The organism is Bosea sp. 29B (assembly GCF_902506165.1).
Taxonomy (GTDB): Bacteria; Pseudomonadota; Alphaproteobacteria; order Rhizobiales; family Beijerinckiaceae; genus Allobosea.
Genome location: NZ_LR733817.1, coordinates 170,159 through 187,165, shown reverse-complemented (window position 1 = coordinate 187,165; position 17,007 = coordinate 170,159). Strand labels below are relative to the sequence as shown.

Below are 17,007 nucleotides of genomic sequence, written 5' to 3'. Positions count from 1 at the left end.
TCAGGTCGGCGCCATGCCGGGGAGCGTGGCGATCTCCGCTGCCAGGAAATCGATCAGCAGACGGACGCGGGCCACGGCCGCCCGCTCCGGGACGATCAGCATGCTGAGCGGCACGCTCGGCAGGGTGTAATCGGTCAGGATCGGCTCCAGCTGGCCGGAGGCAAGCAGATCGTCGACGAGCCAGCGATGGGTGGGCGCGATGCCGCGGCCGGCGAGCAGCGCCTCGCGCACGGCCAGGCCATGATCGACCCGCAATCGCCCGTCGAACGGGACGCTGTAATGCTCTCCGGCTTTGCCCGCGAAGGCGAGCATGGCGCTGCCGGCGACGTTCGTCATGCGGATGCCCTGATGCCTGGCGAGCTCGTCCGCTGAGGTCGGGATGCCATGCCGGGCCAGATAATGCGGCGCGGCGACGAACAGCCTTTGCGATCGGCCGAGAGGTCGCAGCTTCAGCGTGCTGTCGGCGAGCGGGCCAAGGCGGATGGCGATGTCGATGCCCTCGCGGACGAGGTCGATGCGCTCGTCGCTGAGGCTGAGGTCGATATCGATCCCAGGGTGCCGATCCTGGAAGGCGAAGAGCAGCCGCGTGACATGCAGGACACCGAAAGAGGCGGTGCAGGAGAGACGCACCGTGCCGGCAGGGGCGTCACCGGCGCTGCGGGCCTCGTCGCTGGCCTGCTCGACCAGGCGCAGGATGGCGAGGCAATTCTGATAGTAGCGGCTGCCTTCCTCGGTCAGCGTCACCCGCCGTGTCGTGCGGCTGAGCAGGGCGATGCCGAGCGCGTCTTCCAGCTCGTTGAGATGCCGCGTCACCGAGGATTGGCCGAGACCGAGCTCGCGCGCCACCGCCGACAGGCTGCCGCGCTCGGCGACACGGACGAAGCTGCGCATGCGTTCCAGCGTGATGTCTGATTTATCCATGAAACGGCATGATTATATCCATTGCGCCGTTATAGTGCAGAAGCGGAACAGCGCCTAGCTGGAAAGCCTCATCCTCTCGGAAAGGCTCCGCCATGAAGGTCCTGCTTGTTTTCGCCCATCCCGAATGCCGCTCGCTCAATGGCGCGCTGCGCGATGTCGCCGTTGCCGAACTGGAAGCCCGGGGCCATGAGGTTCGCGTCAGTGATCTCTACGCCGAAGGCTGGAAGTCTGAGGTCGATCGCGCCGATTTCCCGAGCTGGCCGGACGGTGAGCGTTTCGCTGCCGGCGCCGCCTCGAAGCAGGCCTTCGGCGAGGGTACGTTGACCGCTGACGTCAAGGCCGAGATCGAGAAGCTGCTCTGGGCCGACACGCTGATCCTGCAGTTTCCGCTGTGGTGGTACACGATGCCGGCGATCCTCAAGGGCTGGGTCGACCGGGTCTTTGCCTATGGTTTCGCCTATGGCGTCGGCGAGCACAGCGACAAGCGCTGGGGCAATCGCTTCGGCGAGGGCACGCTGGCGGGCAAGCGGGCCATGCTGCTCGTCACCGCCGGCGGCTGGGAGGAGCACTACTCGCAGCGCGGCATCAACGGGCCGATCGAGGACCTGCTGTTCCCGATCAATCACGGCATCCTCTACTATCCCGGCTACGAGGTGCTGCCGCCTCACGTCGTCTACCGGGTCGATCGCTTTAAGGAGGCGGATTTCGAATGGGCAGCCGAGCAACTGCGCGAGCGCATGCGGACATTGGAGACGACTGCGCCGATCCGCTATCGCCGCCAGAATTTCGGCGACTACCTGATCCCGGCGATGACCTTGCGACCCGAGCTGGGCGAGCCGGAGGCGCGCGGCTTTGCGCTGCATGTCGACGCAGCCATGGCGGGCTAGCCTGCACGGTGGAACTCATGAGGCACGAGGCGGTTCTCTCCCCGAGAGGATCGCCTCATGTCGAACAAGCGCGAGAATCGCCTGACCGATACCCCCGCTGCTTTCGTGACTGCACCGCGCCCCGGCCAGTCCGGCGCGCCTGAGCAGCGGCGGGCGGGCCCCAATCCCCGCTCCGCCCACCCGACCGGGCCACATGCCCCTTACGAGCCGGATGACCCCGACGGCCTGGCTGCAGGCAAGCACCAGCGCGAGGACGTCGCCGGCAAGCGCTGACGCGTCGGGCCCCACGGCTATGCGGCCCATGCAACGCCGGCGTTGTTCCGGCGGTCAATTCATCATGCTCAGGGCGTTCCGCTGAACGCGATCGCGCAGCGAGGATTTCGGCGCTGAAAAGCTGGCCGGAAATCCTCGCGGCAAGATAGATCAAACTATCGTTCGGTTTAATATTTACGCGATGACTATGGAATTTCAGCTTGAACGGAAAGGTTGTCACCTTGATCCTCGGCGCAAGGGAAAGTAGTGACGGCAATCATGCGCTTCCGGGATGGACGCATGGTCGACCCGAAAGGGGGCGGGTCGTCGCGAATGCTGGGGACGGGCGGATCCAGGATGAAAGCGCGCAATGCGGGAAAGCCGGTGGCGGCCGGTTCGGCGACGACGAAGCAAAGGACGATGCGGGACGAGATCCTCGACGCGGCGGCGGAGATCATCGTGCGAGAGGGCTATGACGCCTGCACAATGCGGGCGGTGGCTGCGCTCGTCGATATGAAGGCCGGCAGCCTCTATTACCATTTCAGGTCGAAGGACGAGATCGTCGAGGAAATCCTCAACCAGGGCATCGAGACGCTCTATGCTCGCCTGGCGGAGACGATGCGCGGCCTGCCGAAGGAGGCTCCGTTCGTAGACCGGCTGTCCGCGGCGGTCGGGGTGCATGTTTCGAGCCTGGTCGGCAAGGACCAGAAGTACATGCACGTCTACGAGCACCTGCCGCCGATCATCAAGCGGCGCAGCCGCAAGATGCGCGAGAAATACGCCCAGCTCTGGCACGATCTCTTCGCCGGCGGCGTGGCCAGTGGAGAAGCTGCGAATGGGCAGGATCTGCAGCTGCTGGTGCCGTATTTCCTCGGCGGGCTGAACCGCGTGCCGGAATGGATGCGGGCCAGCGGCGCCAGCAGCGAGCAAGTCGCGGCTTTGGCCATCACGACCCTGCTCGACGGAATTGGCGCCAAGCGGTAGCAGAAGGGTGCAGCCGTGCCGATGCGGCTGCCGATGCAGGAAGCCGCGCCCAAGCCCATGTCCGAGACCTTCGCCATCAGCCTGAACGGCACCACCGATCTGCCCGCCGGCAAGATCGCCGCGATCGTGACCTCGCTCGAGATGTTTTCCGCGCCGGAGCGACGGGCCGACCCGCCAGGTGTCGAGGGCTTCTCGCTCGAGGAGATCGGGCGCGATGACGTGGCGCGCTATCTGGCCGTCTATCGCCTGCTCGGCGAGCGCTGGATGTGGTTCAGCCGGCTGGTGAAGCCGGTGGCCGAGCTGCAGGCAATCCTGGCCGATCCGCTGGTCGAGTTCTTCGCGGTCCGCTTCGGCGGGCGCGATGTCGGCCTGCTCGAGCTCGATTTCCGGGTGGAAGGCGAGGGCGAGCTTGCTTTCTTCGGCCTCGACGAGAGCGTCGTCGGCAAGGGAGCAGGGCGCTGGCTGATGAACCGGGCGCTGGAGCGCGCTTGGGGCAGGCCGATCGGCCGCTTCTGGGTGCACACCTGCACGCTCGACCATCAGGGCGCAGTCGAATTCTACCAGCGTTCAGGTTTTTCGGCGTTCAGGCGCGGGGTCGAGGTCGTCGACGATCCGCGCCTCGGCGGGGCGATGCCACGCAGCGCCGTCCCGCATTGTCCGGTGATCGAATAAGAGGGCTGGCCCTCAGGCCCGCGTACGCAGGCCGATCGAGTCCATCATCGCCTGGTCGCGGGCGGCCTCGGCGGCACGCTCGGAGGCGCGCTCGCGATCGTCGAGGATCTCGACCTTCTTCATGTCCTCGAAGGCTTCCTGCAGTTCGCCCTTGGCCTCGTCGAGCTGGCCCTGCAGGTTGTCGGCGGACTGGCGCAGGTTGTCGCGACGGCCGAGCGCCGCTTTGGCATAGGTCGGATAGGCGAAATGGGCCGGATCGGAAATGCCGGCGCGCGTCTCTTCATTCTGGATCTCTCGGTCGAGATCTCCAGCCATACGGTTGAATTCCGCGATCATCATCTCAATCTGGCTTACCCGGCGGCGCTTCTCGTCCACCTGGAAGCGTTTGAGACGCAAAAGGGTCTCTCGCGACTTCATGTCGTGCCGAACTCCTGATTACGCATGGCAGTGCGCCGACCCCTCGGCTCGCCGCCGGAACACTCCGCGAGACGAAAAGTACAATGGGGCAAGGAGGTTGATCGTTCCTTACCAGGATCGTTCGCTTTCGATGCATGCGAAGGGTGCGTGCCGTGCTCTGCCGGCGGAGCACGGCACGCGCTAATCTCAAGCGAATCAAAACAAGGGGCGCGCATGCCGGCGCGCCGGACACGTCCTTGCCCGCCTCGCGCCGCCTCCCCGAACACAGCCTGCTGCTGGCCGGCCTCGCCCTGACGCGGATCATCGGCTGGGGCTCGATCTATTACTCGCCCTCGGTGCTGGCGGCCTATCTCGAGCGCGATATCGGCCTCAGCCCGACAATTGTTTTTGGCGGCATCACTATCCTGCTGGTGATCGGAGCGTTGATCTCGCCCCTGCTCGGGCGCCATCTCGATCGTCGCGGCACGCGCCAGGTCATGGCGCTGGGCGCGCTGATCTCGGCGCTGGGGCTGGCATTGCTGGCACTGGTGCAAGGGCCGATCAGCTATCTTGCGACCTGGCTCGTGATCGGCGTCGGCCATGCGATGCAGCTTGCCAACACCGGCAACGTCACGGTGGCGCAATTGATGGGCGAGCGTACGCGCCGTGTCATCGGGTTGATGATGCTGGTGACCGGGCTCGCCTCCAGCGTGTTCTGGCCGCTGGCCGCCTGGCTCAGCGCCGATTATGGCTGGCGAGCCTGCCTTCTCGTGTTCGCCGCGATCCAGCTCGTGATCGTGCTGCCGATCCATCTGGCGATCCCGGCCTACCGTGCCAAGCCATTGGCCGACCCCGGCCCAGCCGCTGCGCCGGTCGAGGAGCAGGGCAGGGTGCCGCCCGGGCAGCGGCGGCCGATCTTCTGGCTGCTGGCGCTGAGCTTCTCGGCGAGCGGGCTCGTCTCCTGGGGACTGCCGCTGCACATCATCGGGTTGATGCAGGGTGCGGGAATATCAGGCGCGACCGCGGTGATGATCGCTTCGCTGAGCGGTCCGGCCACGATGGTGGCCCGAGCCGTCGACGCGGTGGCGGGCGAGCGCCTTCCGGTCGAGAAGGTGGCGCTGGCGGGGCTCATATTTGGACCGATAGCCTGCCTGCTGCTGTCGCTGGCGCCGGGATCGAGCACAGTCGCGATCGTCTTCGTCATGCTGTTCAACGCCGCGATGGGCGTGATCGCCGTTGCGCGTGCGACCCTGCCGCTTTCCTTGTTCGGCCGCAAAGGCTTCGGTGAGATGCTCGGCCGCCTGACCGTGCCGCAGAACCTGACTTTCGCCGCCGCGCCGCTGCTGTTCGCGCTGATGATCGAGCGATTGGGAGCATCCGGCACGCTCATGGTGTCGGCTGCGATCCAGAGCCTTGCTCTGCTGGCCATGATCACGCTGGTTCGGCGGCTGCGGAGTTGATCTCGCCTCGCAAGCGACATGGTTGGCTGCGCCATTGACGCGATCGTGCGTGGGCGCGGAGCGCGCTCCAGCCTATCACGCTACCCTTCCAGACGAGTGCCAGCACAAGATCAAATGCTTTCCCGTTCGATGACCCGTCGCCTCGCTTTGCAGACCTCGCTCGGATTGCTCGCAGGGCCGGGTTTGGCGCAGGCGCGGCTGCCGCAATTCCGGACGGCGCGCTACCAGTTCATCGAGCTCGATCCGGTCGAGCCGATGGCGCCGCTCACCCTGCAGGGTCTCGACGGCAGGCCCGCCATCGCAAGGCCGGTGCCGGGCAAGGTCAACCTGATCTATCTCTGGGCGACATGGTGCCCGGTCTGCCGAATCACCTTGCCGCGCTTCGAGCGGCAACTCGCCGATTTCCGGGCCCAAGACGTCGAGATCGTCTCGATCAGCACCGACGAGCGCGAGCTTCCGCATGTCCGGGATTATCTCAAGCGCGTCGGCGTCAAGCGACTGCCGGTCTTCCATGATCGCGGCGGCAAGGTCATCGCCGGATCGGGGGCAGGGCAACCATTGTCGACCGCTGAAGGATTGCCGGTGATCTACGTTACGGATCGGCGCGGCGGCGTGCGCGGCTACATGCTCGGCGAGGCGGACTGGGCTTCACCTGCGGCGCTGGCGCTGCTCGACCATGTCGGGACGCTGTAGCGCCGCTCACATCCCCATGATTCGGGCGAGCCGGGCATAGCCGTCGCCCAGCGGCGTCGCTTCGTCCTTGGCCTGTTTCAGGAAGGCTTCGAGCTCGGGATTGAGCCGGATCGCCTCGTCGACCTCGGCGGAGGCGCCCTGGCGATAGGCGCCGAGCCGAATCAGTTCCTCCATGTCGGCATAGGTGGCGAGCGTGGCACGCGCCTTCTGCACGACCGGATAATAGAGTGGGTCGCAGGAGCGCGGCATGGTGCGCGACACCGATTTCAGGATGTTGACCGCCGGATAGCGGCCGCGCTCGGCGATCGAGCGCTCCATGACGATATGGCCGTCGAGGATGCCGCGAACCGCGTCGGCGACCGGCTCGTCATGGTCGCCGCCGTCGACCAGAACGGTGAAGAGGCCGGTGATCGCGCCGTCGCCGGTGCCGGGGCCAGCCCGCTCGAGCAGGCGCGGCAGTTCGGCGAAGACGGTCGGGGTATAGCCTTTGGTCGTAGGCGGCTCGCCGCCAGCGAGTCCGATCTCGCGCATCGCCATGGCAAAGCGCGTGACCGAATCCATCAGGCACATCACCTGCAGGCCCTGGTCGCGGAAGAATTCGGCGAGGGTCAGCGTGGTCAGCGCCGCCTGCTTGCGCATCAGCGCCGGCTCGTCCGAGGTCGCGACGACGACGATCGAGCGGGCAAGCCCATCCGGCCCGAGATCATCCTGCAGGAACTCCTGGACCTCGCGGCCGCGCTCGCCGACGAGGCCGATGATATTGACGTCGGCACGCGCATAACGCGCCAGCATCGACAAAAGCACCGATTTTCCGACGCCGGAGCCGGCGAAGATGCCCATGCGCTGGCCGAGGCAGCAGGTCAGGAAGGTGTTGAGGGCGCGCACGCCGAGGTCGAGCGGCGGGCCGACGCGGCGGCGAGAATGGGCCGGCGGCGGATCATTGCGGAAGGGAATGGTGAGCTCGCCCTGCGGCAGGGGCGAGCCGCCATCGACCGGCCGGCCCAGCGCATCGACGACGCGGCCGAGCCAGGCCATGGTCGGGCGCAGGCCGGCGACGGTGCGGTCGACATAGGCAGGACAGCCGCGGCGGACGCCGTCGAGCCCGCCAAAAGGCATGACCAGCGCCTTCTCGCCAGAAAAGCCGATGACCTCGCAGGGGACACGGACGCCGGCCGCGATCTCGATGCCGACCCGGCCGCCAAGGCTCATCGCCGCGATCGGGCCGGAGACTTCGACGAGCAGGCCACGCACGGCGGTGACGCGGCCATAGACGGACGTCGCATCGAGCTCGCCGATCATGGTGGCGAGTGTGGATAACCGGTCTTGGCCTGGTCGTGCGCCGTTCATGATTCGCTGCCGTAAACCTTTCGTTTACCCGAGTGATTAACACTACGTTTCGAAGCTGCGTCGGAGAGCCGGGCGATTAACGCCTGTTTTCCTCGACGCGAGCTTACGCGAAAGGTGCTTTCGCGGCCGAAGCTCGAACGATCCGTGTCAAATTCGACTCACCTCGACAAGGATCGTCAACCTTCTGCCAAGAAGCGCTTGCGCCCGGGAATCAGGGTTTGTTAACCATTTCCCCGTAGCGTGTCGCGTGGCGTTTCATCGGGCAAGCGTTCGTCTCCAGGGCCACGAGGGTTCTGGGGGAATGAACGGGATCGCTGGCCTCGGGGCGAAATTGGGGACGTGACATGCGGGTTCTGCTGATCGAAGACGATAGCGCGACCGCTCAAAGCATCGAGCTGATGCTGAAGTCCGAGAGCTTCAACGTCTACACGACCGATCTGGGCGAAGAGGGTGTCGATCTCGGCAAGCTCTACGATTACGACATCATCCTGCTCGACCTGAACCTGCCGGACATGTCGGGCTACGAGGTGCTGCGCAGCTTGCGCGTCGCCAAGGTCAAGACGCCGATCTTGATCCTCTCCGGCCTCGCTGGCATCGAGGACAAGGTGAAGGGCCTCGGCTTCGGCGCCGACGACTACCTGACCAAGCCGTTCCACAAGGACGAGCTCGTTGCCCGTATCCACGCCATCGTGCGCCGCTCGAAGGGCCATGCCCAGTCGGTGATCACGACCGGCGACCTCGTCGTCAACCTCGACACCAAGACCGTCGAGGTCGATGCCCAGCGCGTGCATCTGACCGGCAAGGAATACCAGATGCTGGAGCTGCTCTCGCTGCGCAAGGGCACGACGCTGACCAAGGAAATGTTCCTGAACCACCTGTATGGCGGCATGGACGAGCCCGAGCTGAAGATCATCGACGTCTTCATCTGCAAGCTGCGCAAGAAGCTCGCCAACGCCTCCGACGGCAAGAACTACATCGAGACGGTCTGGGGCCGCGGCTATGTGCTGCGCGAGCCCAGCGAGGTGGAAGAGCGCATTCCCGCCTGATGCCAGTCATCAGGGCGTCATGATCGACGCCCAAGAGTTAGATCGCCTGATCGTCGGATGTACACGACAGGTGAACGGGGACCCCGCCGCGAGGCGGGGTTTTTGTTTGCGCCTGCCTATCGCGTCATTTCGAGGCTCTGCGCCGCAGCGAGCCCGGAAGCCAGAACCGATGCCGGTTGTCATGGTGGCGTTGCGGCAGATGCGCTTTTCCCAGCCCCGTCTCGGCCCTGGAGTCCGAGCTCAACCCTGGAACGCCGGGGCGGGCTTGACCCATAAAAACGGGCCCGAAAGCGAGATGCTCAGGGCCGCGCGATTTTCCGCGAGGAGAAGGCGCTGCTTGTCTCGGCAGGGGCGGGGAAGGTCGGCCGCCGTGCCTGCGGGGTCGATGCGGCGTCGCGGTAGATGCCCCGGTGCTGCGGGTCAGGCACCAGGGTCGTGGTGATGCCGATCACGGTCTCGGCCGCGCCGAGGATGAAGGCACCGTTTCGGGCCAGCCGCTCGGCGAGCGCCGCCATCACCCGCGCCTTGGTCGGGACGTCGAAATAGATCAGCACGTTGCGGCAGAAGATGACGTCGAACTGGCCGAGCTGATGGTTTGGCTCGAGCAGGTTATGCTGCCTGAGCTTGACCATGTCGCGGATGCGCTCGGACAGGCGCCATTTGTCGCCCTCCTGCCGGAAATGCTTGAGCAGGAGCTGGATCGGCAGGCCGCGCTGGACCTCGAACTGGCTGTAGAGCCCCTGGCGCGCCCGGTCGAGCACCTCGACGGAGATGTCGGTGCCGAGGATCTCGATCGTCCAGCCGGCGAAGCGGTCGGCAGCCTCGTCGAGCAGCATGGCGAGCGAATAGGCTTCCTGGCCGGTCGAGACCGCCGCGCACCAGATGCGCAGCGTCCGGCTCTCGGCATTGGCCGCGAGCTTCTCCGGCAGGACGACGTCGCGGAACAGGTCGAAAGGCATGCGGTCGCGGAAGAACAGCGTCTCGTTGGTCGTCATCGCCTCGATGACGGCAGCCTCGAGGTCGGAGGCGGGGCTCGTGCGCAGCTGAAGGACCAGCGCCGGAATGCCGGCGATGCCACGGCGGCGGCAGAGCATGCCGAGGCGGCTCTCGACCAGATAGCGCTTCTCGATGCTGAGGAAGAGGCCGGAGCGCCGCTGCAGCAGTACGCGCAGGAAGTCGAAATCGAGCTCGGTCATGCGGGACGGCTCCCGCCGACGAGCGTGCGGATGGCGGGGCCGATGCCGCCGAGCGGCAGCACGGCGCTGGCCTGGCCGGCGCGCACCACCGAGCCCGGCATGCCCCAGACCGTGCTCGAGAGCTCGTCCTGGGCGATGACGGCGCCGCCGGCGCGGCGGAGGGCGGCCGCCCCGTCGGTTCCGTCACTGCCCATGCCGGTCATGATCAGGCCGAGTGCGGCCGGGCCGAGATGGCGAGCTGCCTCGGCGAAGAGGACGTCGACCGCCGGGCGGCAGAAATGTACCGGCGGGCCGTCGCTGATGCTGGCGGCGATGTGGCCGAGCTTACGCTCGATGCCGAGATGGCGTCCGCCCGGCGCGACATAGATCGTGCCGCGGGCGAGGCGCTCGCCGTCATGCGGCTCGCGCGTCGGCACGCCGAGCTGAAGCGCGATCTGGTCGGCGAAGGAGGCCGTGAAGAGCGGCGGCATGTGCTGGACAATCAGCGTGGTCAGGTTGGCGAGGGCCTCGCCAAGGTCGCCAAGCACGCGCGCGACCGCCCGCGGTCCGCCGGTCGAGGCGCCGATCACGAGATAGCGCGGCATCACCGAGACCAGCGAGCGCAGATCGGCGACCCCGTTCGGCATTGCGCCGGCTGCGCCTGCATCGGGCACGGCCTCGCCGTTGCGGAGACGGGATTGTGCGATGCTGCCGAGCTTGCCGAGCAACTCGCTGCGGAAGTCCAGGGAGAGCGTCAGGCCGCTGCGGCTGTCGGGCTTGGGCAGGACGTCGATGGCGCCCATGTTCATGCATTGCAGCGCCAGCTGCGCATTGCGCTCGGTGAGCGTGGTCGTCAGCAGCACGGCTGTCCGTGGACTTTCCTTGACGATCCGCGGCAGTGCTTCGACGCCGTCGAGCACCGGCATGTCGAGGTCGAGCACCATGATGTCGGGATGGTGGCGCCCGGCATGCTCGATGGCGGCCTCGCCATCACCCGCGACGCCGACGACATGGAAGCGGCCGCTCTCGCCGAGCCAGCGCGCGAACAGGCCCCGCACCACGACGGAATCATCGGCGATCACCACGGTGCTCGGGCGCGCTGCTGGCCGGTCGGCGAAATGCGGCGTGGCGATCATGGGGGCACGCGATGGGAGAGCGGGGCTGTCGGATGCAGCTCGGACTCTAGAGCAGGCCGACCTGGTGGAACTTCGAAGCGACGATCTCCTTGTCGAACGGCTTCATGATGTACTCGTCAGCGCCGGCATGCATGGCGCGGGCGATGTGAGCGATGTCGTTCTCGGTGGTGCAGAACACGACCTTCGGTCGCTTGCCGCCGGGCATCTGGCGGAGGTTCCGCAGGAAGTCGTAGCCGTCCATGATCGGCATGTTCCAGTCGAGCAGGATGGCGTCCGGCATCTCGCCCTTGCAGGCGTCGATGGCGCGCGCGCCGTCTTCCGCCTCGGCGATGCGGAACTGCAGTCCTTCCAGGATACGGCGGGCGACCTTGCGGATGACCGCGGAGTCATCGACGACGAGGCAATATTTCATGACATGGCTCCAGGCGGCGGATCGTCAGGCGGCGATCGGCAATTCGATGTTGAGGACGGCGTCGACGTCGATGACGACCAGGAGACGATCGTCGAGGCGGTGGACGCCCTTGGCGATGGCCGCCCAGGCGCGGTCGAGATGGATCGGCACCGGCTCGAAGGTCGCGCGGCTGAGGCGCATCACCTCGCCGACGGCGTCGACGATCAGGGCGAAAGCTTCGCCGCCCTGATCGAGTCCGACCGCGGTGAGCTCGTGCTCCTCGGTGCCGCTCGGCATGGCACCGGTGTCGGCATGGCGCATGCGCCGACGCATGCAGATCGCAGTGACGACGCGTCCACGCAGATTGATCAGGCCGACGATCTCGTACGGGGCCAGCGGCACCGGGGTGATGCGCGTGGCGATGAACACGTCCTGCACGCGCCCGATCGGCAGGCCGAGCAATTGCCCGCCCACCGTGACGGTGACGTAGTCGAGCGAGTCCTCGAAGGCGGCAAGACCGGACGGGCTGTCTTCACGCGGCTCGGTCATGCGGCTCGCCTCAGTCTGGGACGGGTTTCGGCCAGCTCGGCGATCAGCGCGCGCCGGTCGAACTTGGCGACGACCTCGTCGAACTGCGCGTGGATCGCGGCGACATGCAGTTCGGGGGTTGGCAGGCTGGTCAGCCCGATGATGCGCAGTCCGGCATGGCGAGCTTCGGCCCGCAGCCGCGCGGCGAGAGCAAAAGCCGCCTCGGCGTCGCGATCGATGTCGATAACGACGGCATCGAGGGTGGCGCTGCCAGAAGCGAGGCCAGCGGCCATGGCGGGATCGGAGGCGTGGACGACCTGCAGGCCCGCCGCCTTCAGCACGGGGGCGAGCATCTCGCGCAGGAATTCGGAGGGCTCGACCAGCAGGACGCGTGGCGAGCCGGCCTCACCGCGGCGCAGGTGCAGCCAATTGGGGTTGGCTTTCGGCAAATAATGCGCGAGATCGAGGATCTCGGTGGCGCGGCCCCGGATGATCGCCGAGCCGAGCAGCCCCTGCTCGGGCATGGCCAGCATCTCGATGTCGAGCACCTCGTCGACGATGTCGACAATGGCGTCGACCGCCAGCGCCATGCTGAAATCGCCTTCGGAGAAGATCACCATCGGCTGCAGGCCGGTCTGGCGGAGGGCGCAGCCCTCGACCGGGACGACCGGCATGAGCCGTCCGCGGTAATTGAGCAACGCGCGTCCGCCGCCGTTCTCGAACAGCCCGGCTTCGACCTCCTCGAGCCGGGTGACGAGGGAGAGGGGCACGGCCTTCACTGTGTCCTTGCCGGCCCGGAAGACCAGCATCGTCGTGCGCTCGACGGGAGAGCCCATCTCGACGGGATCGTCCGAGGTGATCTCGTCCTGCGCCGCCGCCACGCCGACGAGGCGGGCGACGCCGTTGGGATCGACGATCAGCACCACGGCTCCGTCGCCCAGGATGGTGTTGCCCGAGAACAGCGGGATATGGCGCAGCCGCGTCGACATCGGCTTCACCACGATCTCCTCGGTGTGGAACACCGATTCGACGAGGATGCCGAACTGGCGCTCGCCGATCTGGGTCACCACGATGAAGCCGTCATCGGCGATGGCCGCGTCCGTCGTCCGGTTCATCACTCCGGCCAGCGCGATGATCGGCAGCAGCCGCTCGCGCAGGCGCAGCACGGGCGCGTTGTTGATGCGCTCGATTCGGTGCTCGCCATTGGCCTTGACGCGCACCAGCTCGCGCACGACCACCTGGGGAATGGCGAAGCGCTGCCCCTCGGTCGCGACGATCAGGGCCGAGACGATGGCCAGCGTCAGCGGGATCTTGATCGTGATCGTGGTGCCGGTGCCGGCGATGCTGGCGATGTCGATCATGCCGCCGATCGCGTCGACATTGACCTTGACCACATCCATGCCGACGCCGCGCCCGGAGATGGCGGTGACGGAATCGGAGGTCGAGAAGCCGGGGTGGAAGACGAAGCGCAGGAGCTGCGACTCGCTCATCCGCTCGGCCTCGGCCTCGGTCGCCAGGCCGCGCTGGATCGCCTTGCTGCGAATGCGGGCGACATCCATGCCGCGGCCGTCATCCGAGATCGCGATCGTGACCGAGCCACCCTCGTGATAGGCGGAGACGCGGATCGTGCCGGTTGCCGGTTTGCCCAGCGTGGCGCGTTCCTGTGGCTCCTCGATCGCATGGTCGGCGCAGTTGCGCACCATGTGGATGAGGGGATCCTTGATCAGGTCGAGCAGCTGGCGGTCGAGTTCGGTCTCGGCGCCCTCCAGAACGAGCTCGATCTGCTTGCCGAGATCGGTGGAGAGGTCGCGGACGATACGCGGCAGCTTCGACCAGGCGTTGCCGATCGGCTGCATGCGCGTCTTCATCACGCCGTCCTGCAGTTCGGCGGTGATGAGCGAGAGCCGCTGCAGCGGCGCCTTGAGGCCGGCATCCTCCTGCCGGCGGGCGATCTCGAGCAGCTGGTTGCGGGTCAGCACCAGTTCCGAGACCATGGTCATCAGATGTTCGAGCGTGTCGACATTGACGCGCAGCGTCGCCGGGCCGGTCGCCCTGGCGTCGCGGATGGTCTCGCCATGGGCCATGCCGGGCTGGTCGAGCGGGCTCGGCGCAGTTCGGAAAACCAGGTCCATCTCGTCCTGGATCGAGCCGGGGGCGGGCGGGATAGCCGCTTCTGTCGATCTCGTTTCGGCCGTGCGGGCGAGATAAGCGGCGACGGGATCGAGCGAGGTCTGCGGCTGCCGCCTGGCCAATTCCTGCTTGGCCCGTTCCGCCAGGCCGCGCAACTCGTCGATCAGCTGGCCGTCATGGCCCGGCGGCTCCTGGCCCTTCTCGGCGAGCTCGGCCATGATCTCCTTGATCCGGTCGATCGTCTCGAGGATTGCGGTGACAGCGCTGGAGGAAACGCTCGCGCCGTCCCGGAACTGGCCGATGACGGATTCGGCCGCATGGGTCAGCGCCTCCAGCCGCGGCAGGCCGATGAAGCCGCAGGTGCCTTTGACCGTGTGGACGAGCCGGAAGATGTTGCGCAGGATGTCGCCGTTGTTCGGCTCCTGCTCGAAGCGGACGAGCTCCCGATCGACCATGTCGAGGTGCTCGCCGGTCTCTCCCAGAAACTCTTGCAGCAACTCGTCCATGTAAGGACCGCTCACTCACGCCACCGATGCTGCCGCGGATATTGCGGCGCAAGGGTTTATGATCAGTTGAGAGCGAGCGGAAACCGCAAGGAATCCTGGCGCCGGGACGGCCTATCCTGAGACGTCAGGCCGGCTCGGCGCTGATGCTGACCGTGTCGCCCTCGATCGAGAAGGCGATCTTCATGCCCGCGGCGCGCGCGACCATGCCGGTGTAGACCGGCTGGACCGCATGGGCGTCGATGGCGCCGCTCTCCGAACGGCCGGCGATCAGCTCCTCGACATGGGCGGGAATGCGCGCATGCGAGCCGGTGGCGGTGATGGCGAAGCTGCCCTGCTCGCCGGTGACGGTGCAGCGACTGGTGATCTTGCCGCCGCGCGGGATCGCCTGCGTCGCCAGCACGAGCAGGTTGAGCACGAGCTTGACCTGGTTCTTCGGCAGCAAAGCGCGCGGCGCCTCCCAATCGAGCGAGAGCTTCTCGTCGTTGAGGAAGCCGTTGGCGACGGCGCCGGCGTCGCCAAGGTCGATCATCGCGCCGGCCGAGCCGGCGGCACCGAAGGCGAGGCGGGCGAATTGCAGCCGGGCCGAGGCATTGCGCGCGCTCTTCTTGATCAGGTCGAGCGCGAAGTCCTTCATCGAGGGATCATCTTCCTCGAGCACTTCGAGCGCGTTGACGATCGCGCCGACCGGGCTGATCACGTCATGGCAGACGCGGCTGCAGAGAAGCGCGGCCAGATCGAGCGGCTCAAGCGAGATGGCGGTCATGATCCGGTCCTGCGGTCAAGAGAATCAGGGCGGTGTGCGCCCCATGTCGGTGGTGCAGCATGCGCCAGGCTGGTTTGCAGCTGGTTAACCATAGCTTCGGGGGCGCGCTCGGGCGGGAATATGCGGATGTATCCTGCCGGCATGCCCCGGCAAGATGGCTGCCAGAAGGCGAGCCGGCTTTTTCTTTACCGCCCCATGCACTAGCTAATGGTGTGATATCGCCGGAGGCGCCGCCCGGCATGGAACAGAGAATGGCACACGGCGCCGGCGAGACTGGTTCGAACGATGGCCATCGCTCACGACGATCCACGCCTGATCGACCGGGACGAGCTCGCGCGCGCCCTCGGCGAGGCGGCACGGCGCACGGCCGCCGTCCTGCTGGCGAAGCGGGCGGCGCGAGACGTCAAGCTCAAGGCGGACGGCTCGCCGGTCTGCTCCGCCGACCTTGCCGCAGATCTCGCCGCCAAGCAGGCGCTCACCGAGCTGCTGCCAGGCTTTCCGGTGGTCAGCGAGGAGAGCGTTGGCGAGGTCGCGCCGGCGTCCGTCTTCATTCTGCTCGATCCGCTCGACGGCACGCGTGAATTCCTCGCGTCCGGCGACAGCTATTGCGTCGCCATCGCCGTGGTCCGGGACGGACGCCCACTCGCCGGGGCGATCGCCGCGCCCGCTATCGGCCGACTCTGGTTTGGCGGCGAGCGCAGTTTCAGCCAGGACCTTGGTGCCGAGGCGCAGCCGCTCGGCTCGGCGCGGCAGGTCCATGTCCGGACCGAGCCGGCGGAAGGGCCGTTGATGCTGGTGAGCCGCTTCCATGGCGACGCGGTCAGCGCCGGCGTCGCAGCCGCGGTCGCGAAAGGCGACGGCGCGCCGGTGTCGTCGGCGGTGAAGTTCGGGCTGATCGCCTCGGGCGAGGCCGACCTGCATGTGCGCGGCGGACCGACCATGGAATGGGACATCGCCGCTGGTGACGCGATCCTGGCCGCGGCCGGCGGCGTGGTGCTGACCCTCGACGGGGAGAAACCCGGCTACGGCCATGCCGAGCGGGATTTCCGCAATCCGCCCTTCGTCGCGGCGAGCTGCGAGCGCTTGGCCCGGCTTGCGATCGAGAAGGCGGCGACCTGTCGCTGCGCTTGACCCGACTCAGCGCGCGATCGAGGTCGCGACGGCCGGCCAGCGCTCCTGGGCTTTGGCCCGTAAGGCAGCTTCGGTGAGGAAACGTCGGCGGTTCTCGTCGCTGCGGAAGAAATAGAGCTGCGAGCCGATGACGACGAAGCGATGCGGATCGGCATCGACCGCGCGCCCATCCGCCACGCCGCTGGCATCGAAGCCACCGAAGCGCGGCGTGTAGACCTGCGGCGCCTCGCGGAAGGCATCGCGGTTGGCGGCGTTGGCAAAGCGCCAGACCGCGCCGCCATGGAGCAGTTCGTAGTCGGGCAGCCCTGGCACTGCGGCATCGCTCAGGAAATAGGCGACGGGATCGAAGCCGGAGAGCGCAAGGCCGGTGCGGTTGTCGCGCTGCATGGCTTCGCCAACACCGGGGAGCCCCGGCAGGCCTGGCGGAAGGGTGGACGCCCGGCTCACCTGCGCGGCAAGGAGGATGACACAGCCTGCCATGATGCCGGCGATCACAATCCCGGCATGCCTTGCTGCGGCCTTCATCGCCCACCAATCCTTGGTCGTTAGTCGCGTCACGGCGCGTCCTGCGCCGCAGTTCACCGCTTGG

Annotated in this window: 18 protein-coding genes; 8 read left to right on the top strand and 10 right to left on the bottom strand. The window is 66.9% G+C overall.

The annotated features are described in order from the left end of the window. Entirely contained in the window at positions 1 to 921 is a 921-nt protein-coding gene (locus GV161_RS01000; RefSeq protein ID WP_152012262.1) for a LysR family transcriptional regulator, read from the bottom strand. Positions 922 to 1,013: 92 nt separating this feature from the next. Here GV161_RS01000 and GV161_RS00995 point away from each other — a divergent pair, with 92 nt between their 5' ends. The 4 genes from GV161_RS00995 (at position 1,014) to GV161_RS00980 (ending at position 3,716) form a co-directional block, all read left to right on the top strand. Then, a complete protein-coding gene (locus tag GV161_RS00995) occupies positions 1,014 to 1,808 on the top strand; it encodes an NAD(P)H-dependent oxidoreductase (protein WP_152012263.1) in 795 nt (264 codons plus the stop codon). A gap of 57 nt (positions 1,809 to 1,865) precedes the next feature. Then, positions 1,866 to 2,081 (top strand): hypothetical protein, encoded by a 216-nt coding sequence (locus tag GV161_RS00990; RefSeq protein WP_152012264.1) that lies wholly within the window; start codon positions 1,866 to 1,868, stop codon positions 2,079 to 2,081. A 279-nt stretch (positions 2,082 to 2,360) separates the two neighbouring features. After that, on the top strand, positions 2,361 to 3,044 hold the full coding sequence (locus GV161_RS00985; protein ID WP_159650090.1) for a TetR/AcrR family transcriptional regulator: 684 nt from the start codon (positions 2,361 to 2,363) through the stop codon (positions 3,042 to 3,044). 21 nt (positions 3,045 to 3,065) lie between these two features. Then, positions 3,066 to 3,716: a GNAT family N-acetyltransferase gene (locus tag GV161_RS00980; protein WP_244623909.1), complete on the top strand. Its 651-nt coding sequence runs from the start codon at positions 3,066 to 3,068 to the stop codon at positions 3,714 to 3,716. Between the two features lie 12 nt (positions 3,717 to 3,728). Here the strand turns inward: GV161_RS00980 and fliJ are convergent, their stop codons facing one another. Further along, entirely contained in the window at positions 3,729 to 4,133 is a 405-nt protein-coding gene (fliJ, locus tag GV161_RS00975) for a flagellar export protein FliJ (protein ID WP_091839090.1), read from the bottom strand. A 236-nt stretch (positions 4,134 to 4,369) separates the two neighbouring features. Here fliJ and GV161_RS00970 point away from each other — a divergent pair, with 236 nt between their 5' ends. Together GV161_RS00970 and GV161_RS00965 are read left to right on the top strand one after the other, a co-directional pair. Further along, positions 4,370 to 5,572 carry an MFS transporter gene (locus GV161_RS00970; RefSeq protein WP_159650089.1) on the top strand — a complete coding sequence of 401 codons (1,203 nt, stop codon included), beginning with the start codon at positions 4,370 to 4,372 and terminating at the stop codon, positions 5,570 to 5,572. 114 nt (positions 5,573 to 5,686) lie between these two features. Continuing rightward, positions 5,687 to 6,265: a TlpA disulfide reductase family protein gene (locus GV161_RS00965; protein WP_159650088.1), complete on the top strand. Its 579-nt coding sequence runs from the start codon at positions 5,687 to 5,689 to the stop codon at positions 6,263 to 6,265. A gap of 6 nt (positions 6,266 to 6,271) precedes the next feature. Here GV161_RS00965 and fliI read toward each other — a convergent pair whose 3' ends face one another. Beyond that, complete coding sequence (gene fliI, locus GV161_RS00960) at positions 6,272 to 7,564, bottom strand: flagellar protein export ATPase FliI (RefSeq protein ID WP_244623910.1); 1,293 nt, start codon at positions 7,562 to 7,564, stop codon at positions 6,272 to 6,274. 392 nt (positions 7,565 to 7,956) lie between these two features. Between fliI and ctrA the strand changes: the two genes are divergently transcribed. Further along, positions 7,957 to 8,658 (top strand): response regulator transcription factor CtrA, encoded by a 702-nt coding sequence (ctrA, locus tag GV161_RS00955; protein ID WP_091839107.1) that lies wholly within the window; start codon positions 7,957 to 7,959, stop codon positions 8,656 to 8,658. A 299-nt stretch (positions 8,659 to 8,957) separates the two neighbouring features. On the opposite strand, the gene GV161_RS00950 is transcribed toward ctrA, so the two are convergent. The 6 genes from GV161_RS00950 to GV161_RS00925 all read right to left on the bottom strand — a co-directional run bounded on the left by GV161_RS00950 (position 8,958) and on the right by GV161_RS00925 (position 15,287). Next, positions 8,958 to 9,854, bottom strand: coding sequence for a protein-glutamate O-methyltransferase CheR (locus tag GV161_RS00950; RefSeq protein WP_152012269.1), 897 nt, complete (start codon positions 9,852 to 9,854; stop codon positions 8,958 to 8,960). Then, positions 9,851 to 10,969, bottom strand: a complete 1,119-nt coding sequence (cheB, locus tag GV161_RS00945) for a chemotaxis-specific protein-glutamate methyltransferase CheB (RefSeq protein ID WP_152012270.1) — start codon at positions 10,967 to 10,969, stop codon at positions 9,851 to 9,853. The genes GV161_RS00950 and cheB overlap by 4 nt, the downstream gene beginning before the upstream one ends. Before the next feature lie 46 nt (positions 10,970 to 11,015). After that, positions 11,016 to 11,381 carry a response regulator gene (locus GV161_RS00940; RefSeq protein ID WP_057190702.1) on the bottom strand — a complete coding sequence of 122 codons (366 nt, stop codon included), beginning with the start codon at positions 11,379 to 11,381 and terminating at the stop codon, positions 11,016 to 11,018. Between the two features lie 24 nt (positions 11,382 to 11,405). Beyond that, positions 11,406 to 11,909, bottom strand: coding sequence for a chemotaxis protein CheW (locus tag GV161_RS00935; RefSeq protein ID WP_152012271.1), 504 nt, complete (start codon positions 11,907 to 11,909; stop codon positions 11,406 to 11,408). Then, positions 11,906 to 14,524 carry a chemotaxis protein CheW gene (locus GV161_RS00930; RefSeq protein WP_152012491.1) on the bottom strand — a complete coding sequence of 873 codons (2,619 nt, stop codon included), beginning with the start codon at positions 14,522 to 14,524 and terminating at the stop codon, positions 11,906 to 11,908. Before GV161_RS00930 ends, GV161_RS00935 begins: the two co-directional genes overlap by 4 nt. Before the next feature lie 124 nt (positions 14,525 to 14,648). Then, positions 14,649 to 15,287: a histidine phosphotransferase ChpT gene (locus GV161_RS00925; RefSeq protein WP_152012272.1), complete on the bottom strand. Its 639-nt coding sequence runs from the start codon at positions 15,285 to 15,287 to the stop codon at positions 14,649 to 14,651. Positions 15,288 to 15,572: 285 nt separating this feature from the next. Here GV161_RS00925 and GV161_RS00920 point away from each other — a divergent pair, with 285 nt between their 5' ends. Next, positions 15,573 to 16,418, top strand: coding sequence for an inositol monophosphatase family protein (locus tag GV161_RS00920; RefSeq protein ID WP_152012273.1), 846 nt, complete (start codon positions 15,573 to 15,575; stop codon positions 16,416 to 16,418). A 6-nt stretch (positions 16,419 to 16,424) separates the two neighbouring features. Here GV161_RS00920 and GV161_RS00915 read toward each other — a convergent pair whose 3' ends face one another. Then, entirely contained in the window at positions 16,425 to 16,976 is a 552-nt protein-coding gene (locus GV161_RS00915; RefSeq protein WP_152012274.1) for a YHS domain-containing (seleno)protein, read from the bottom strand. Positions 16,977 to 17,007: the final 31 nt, after the last annotated feature.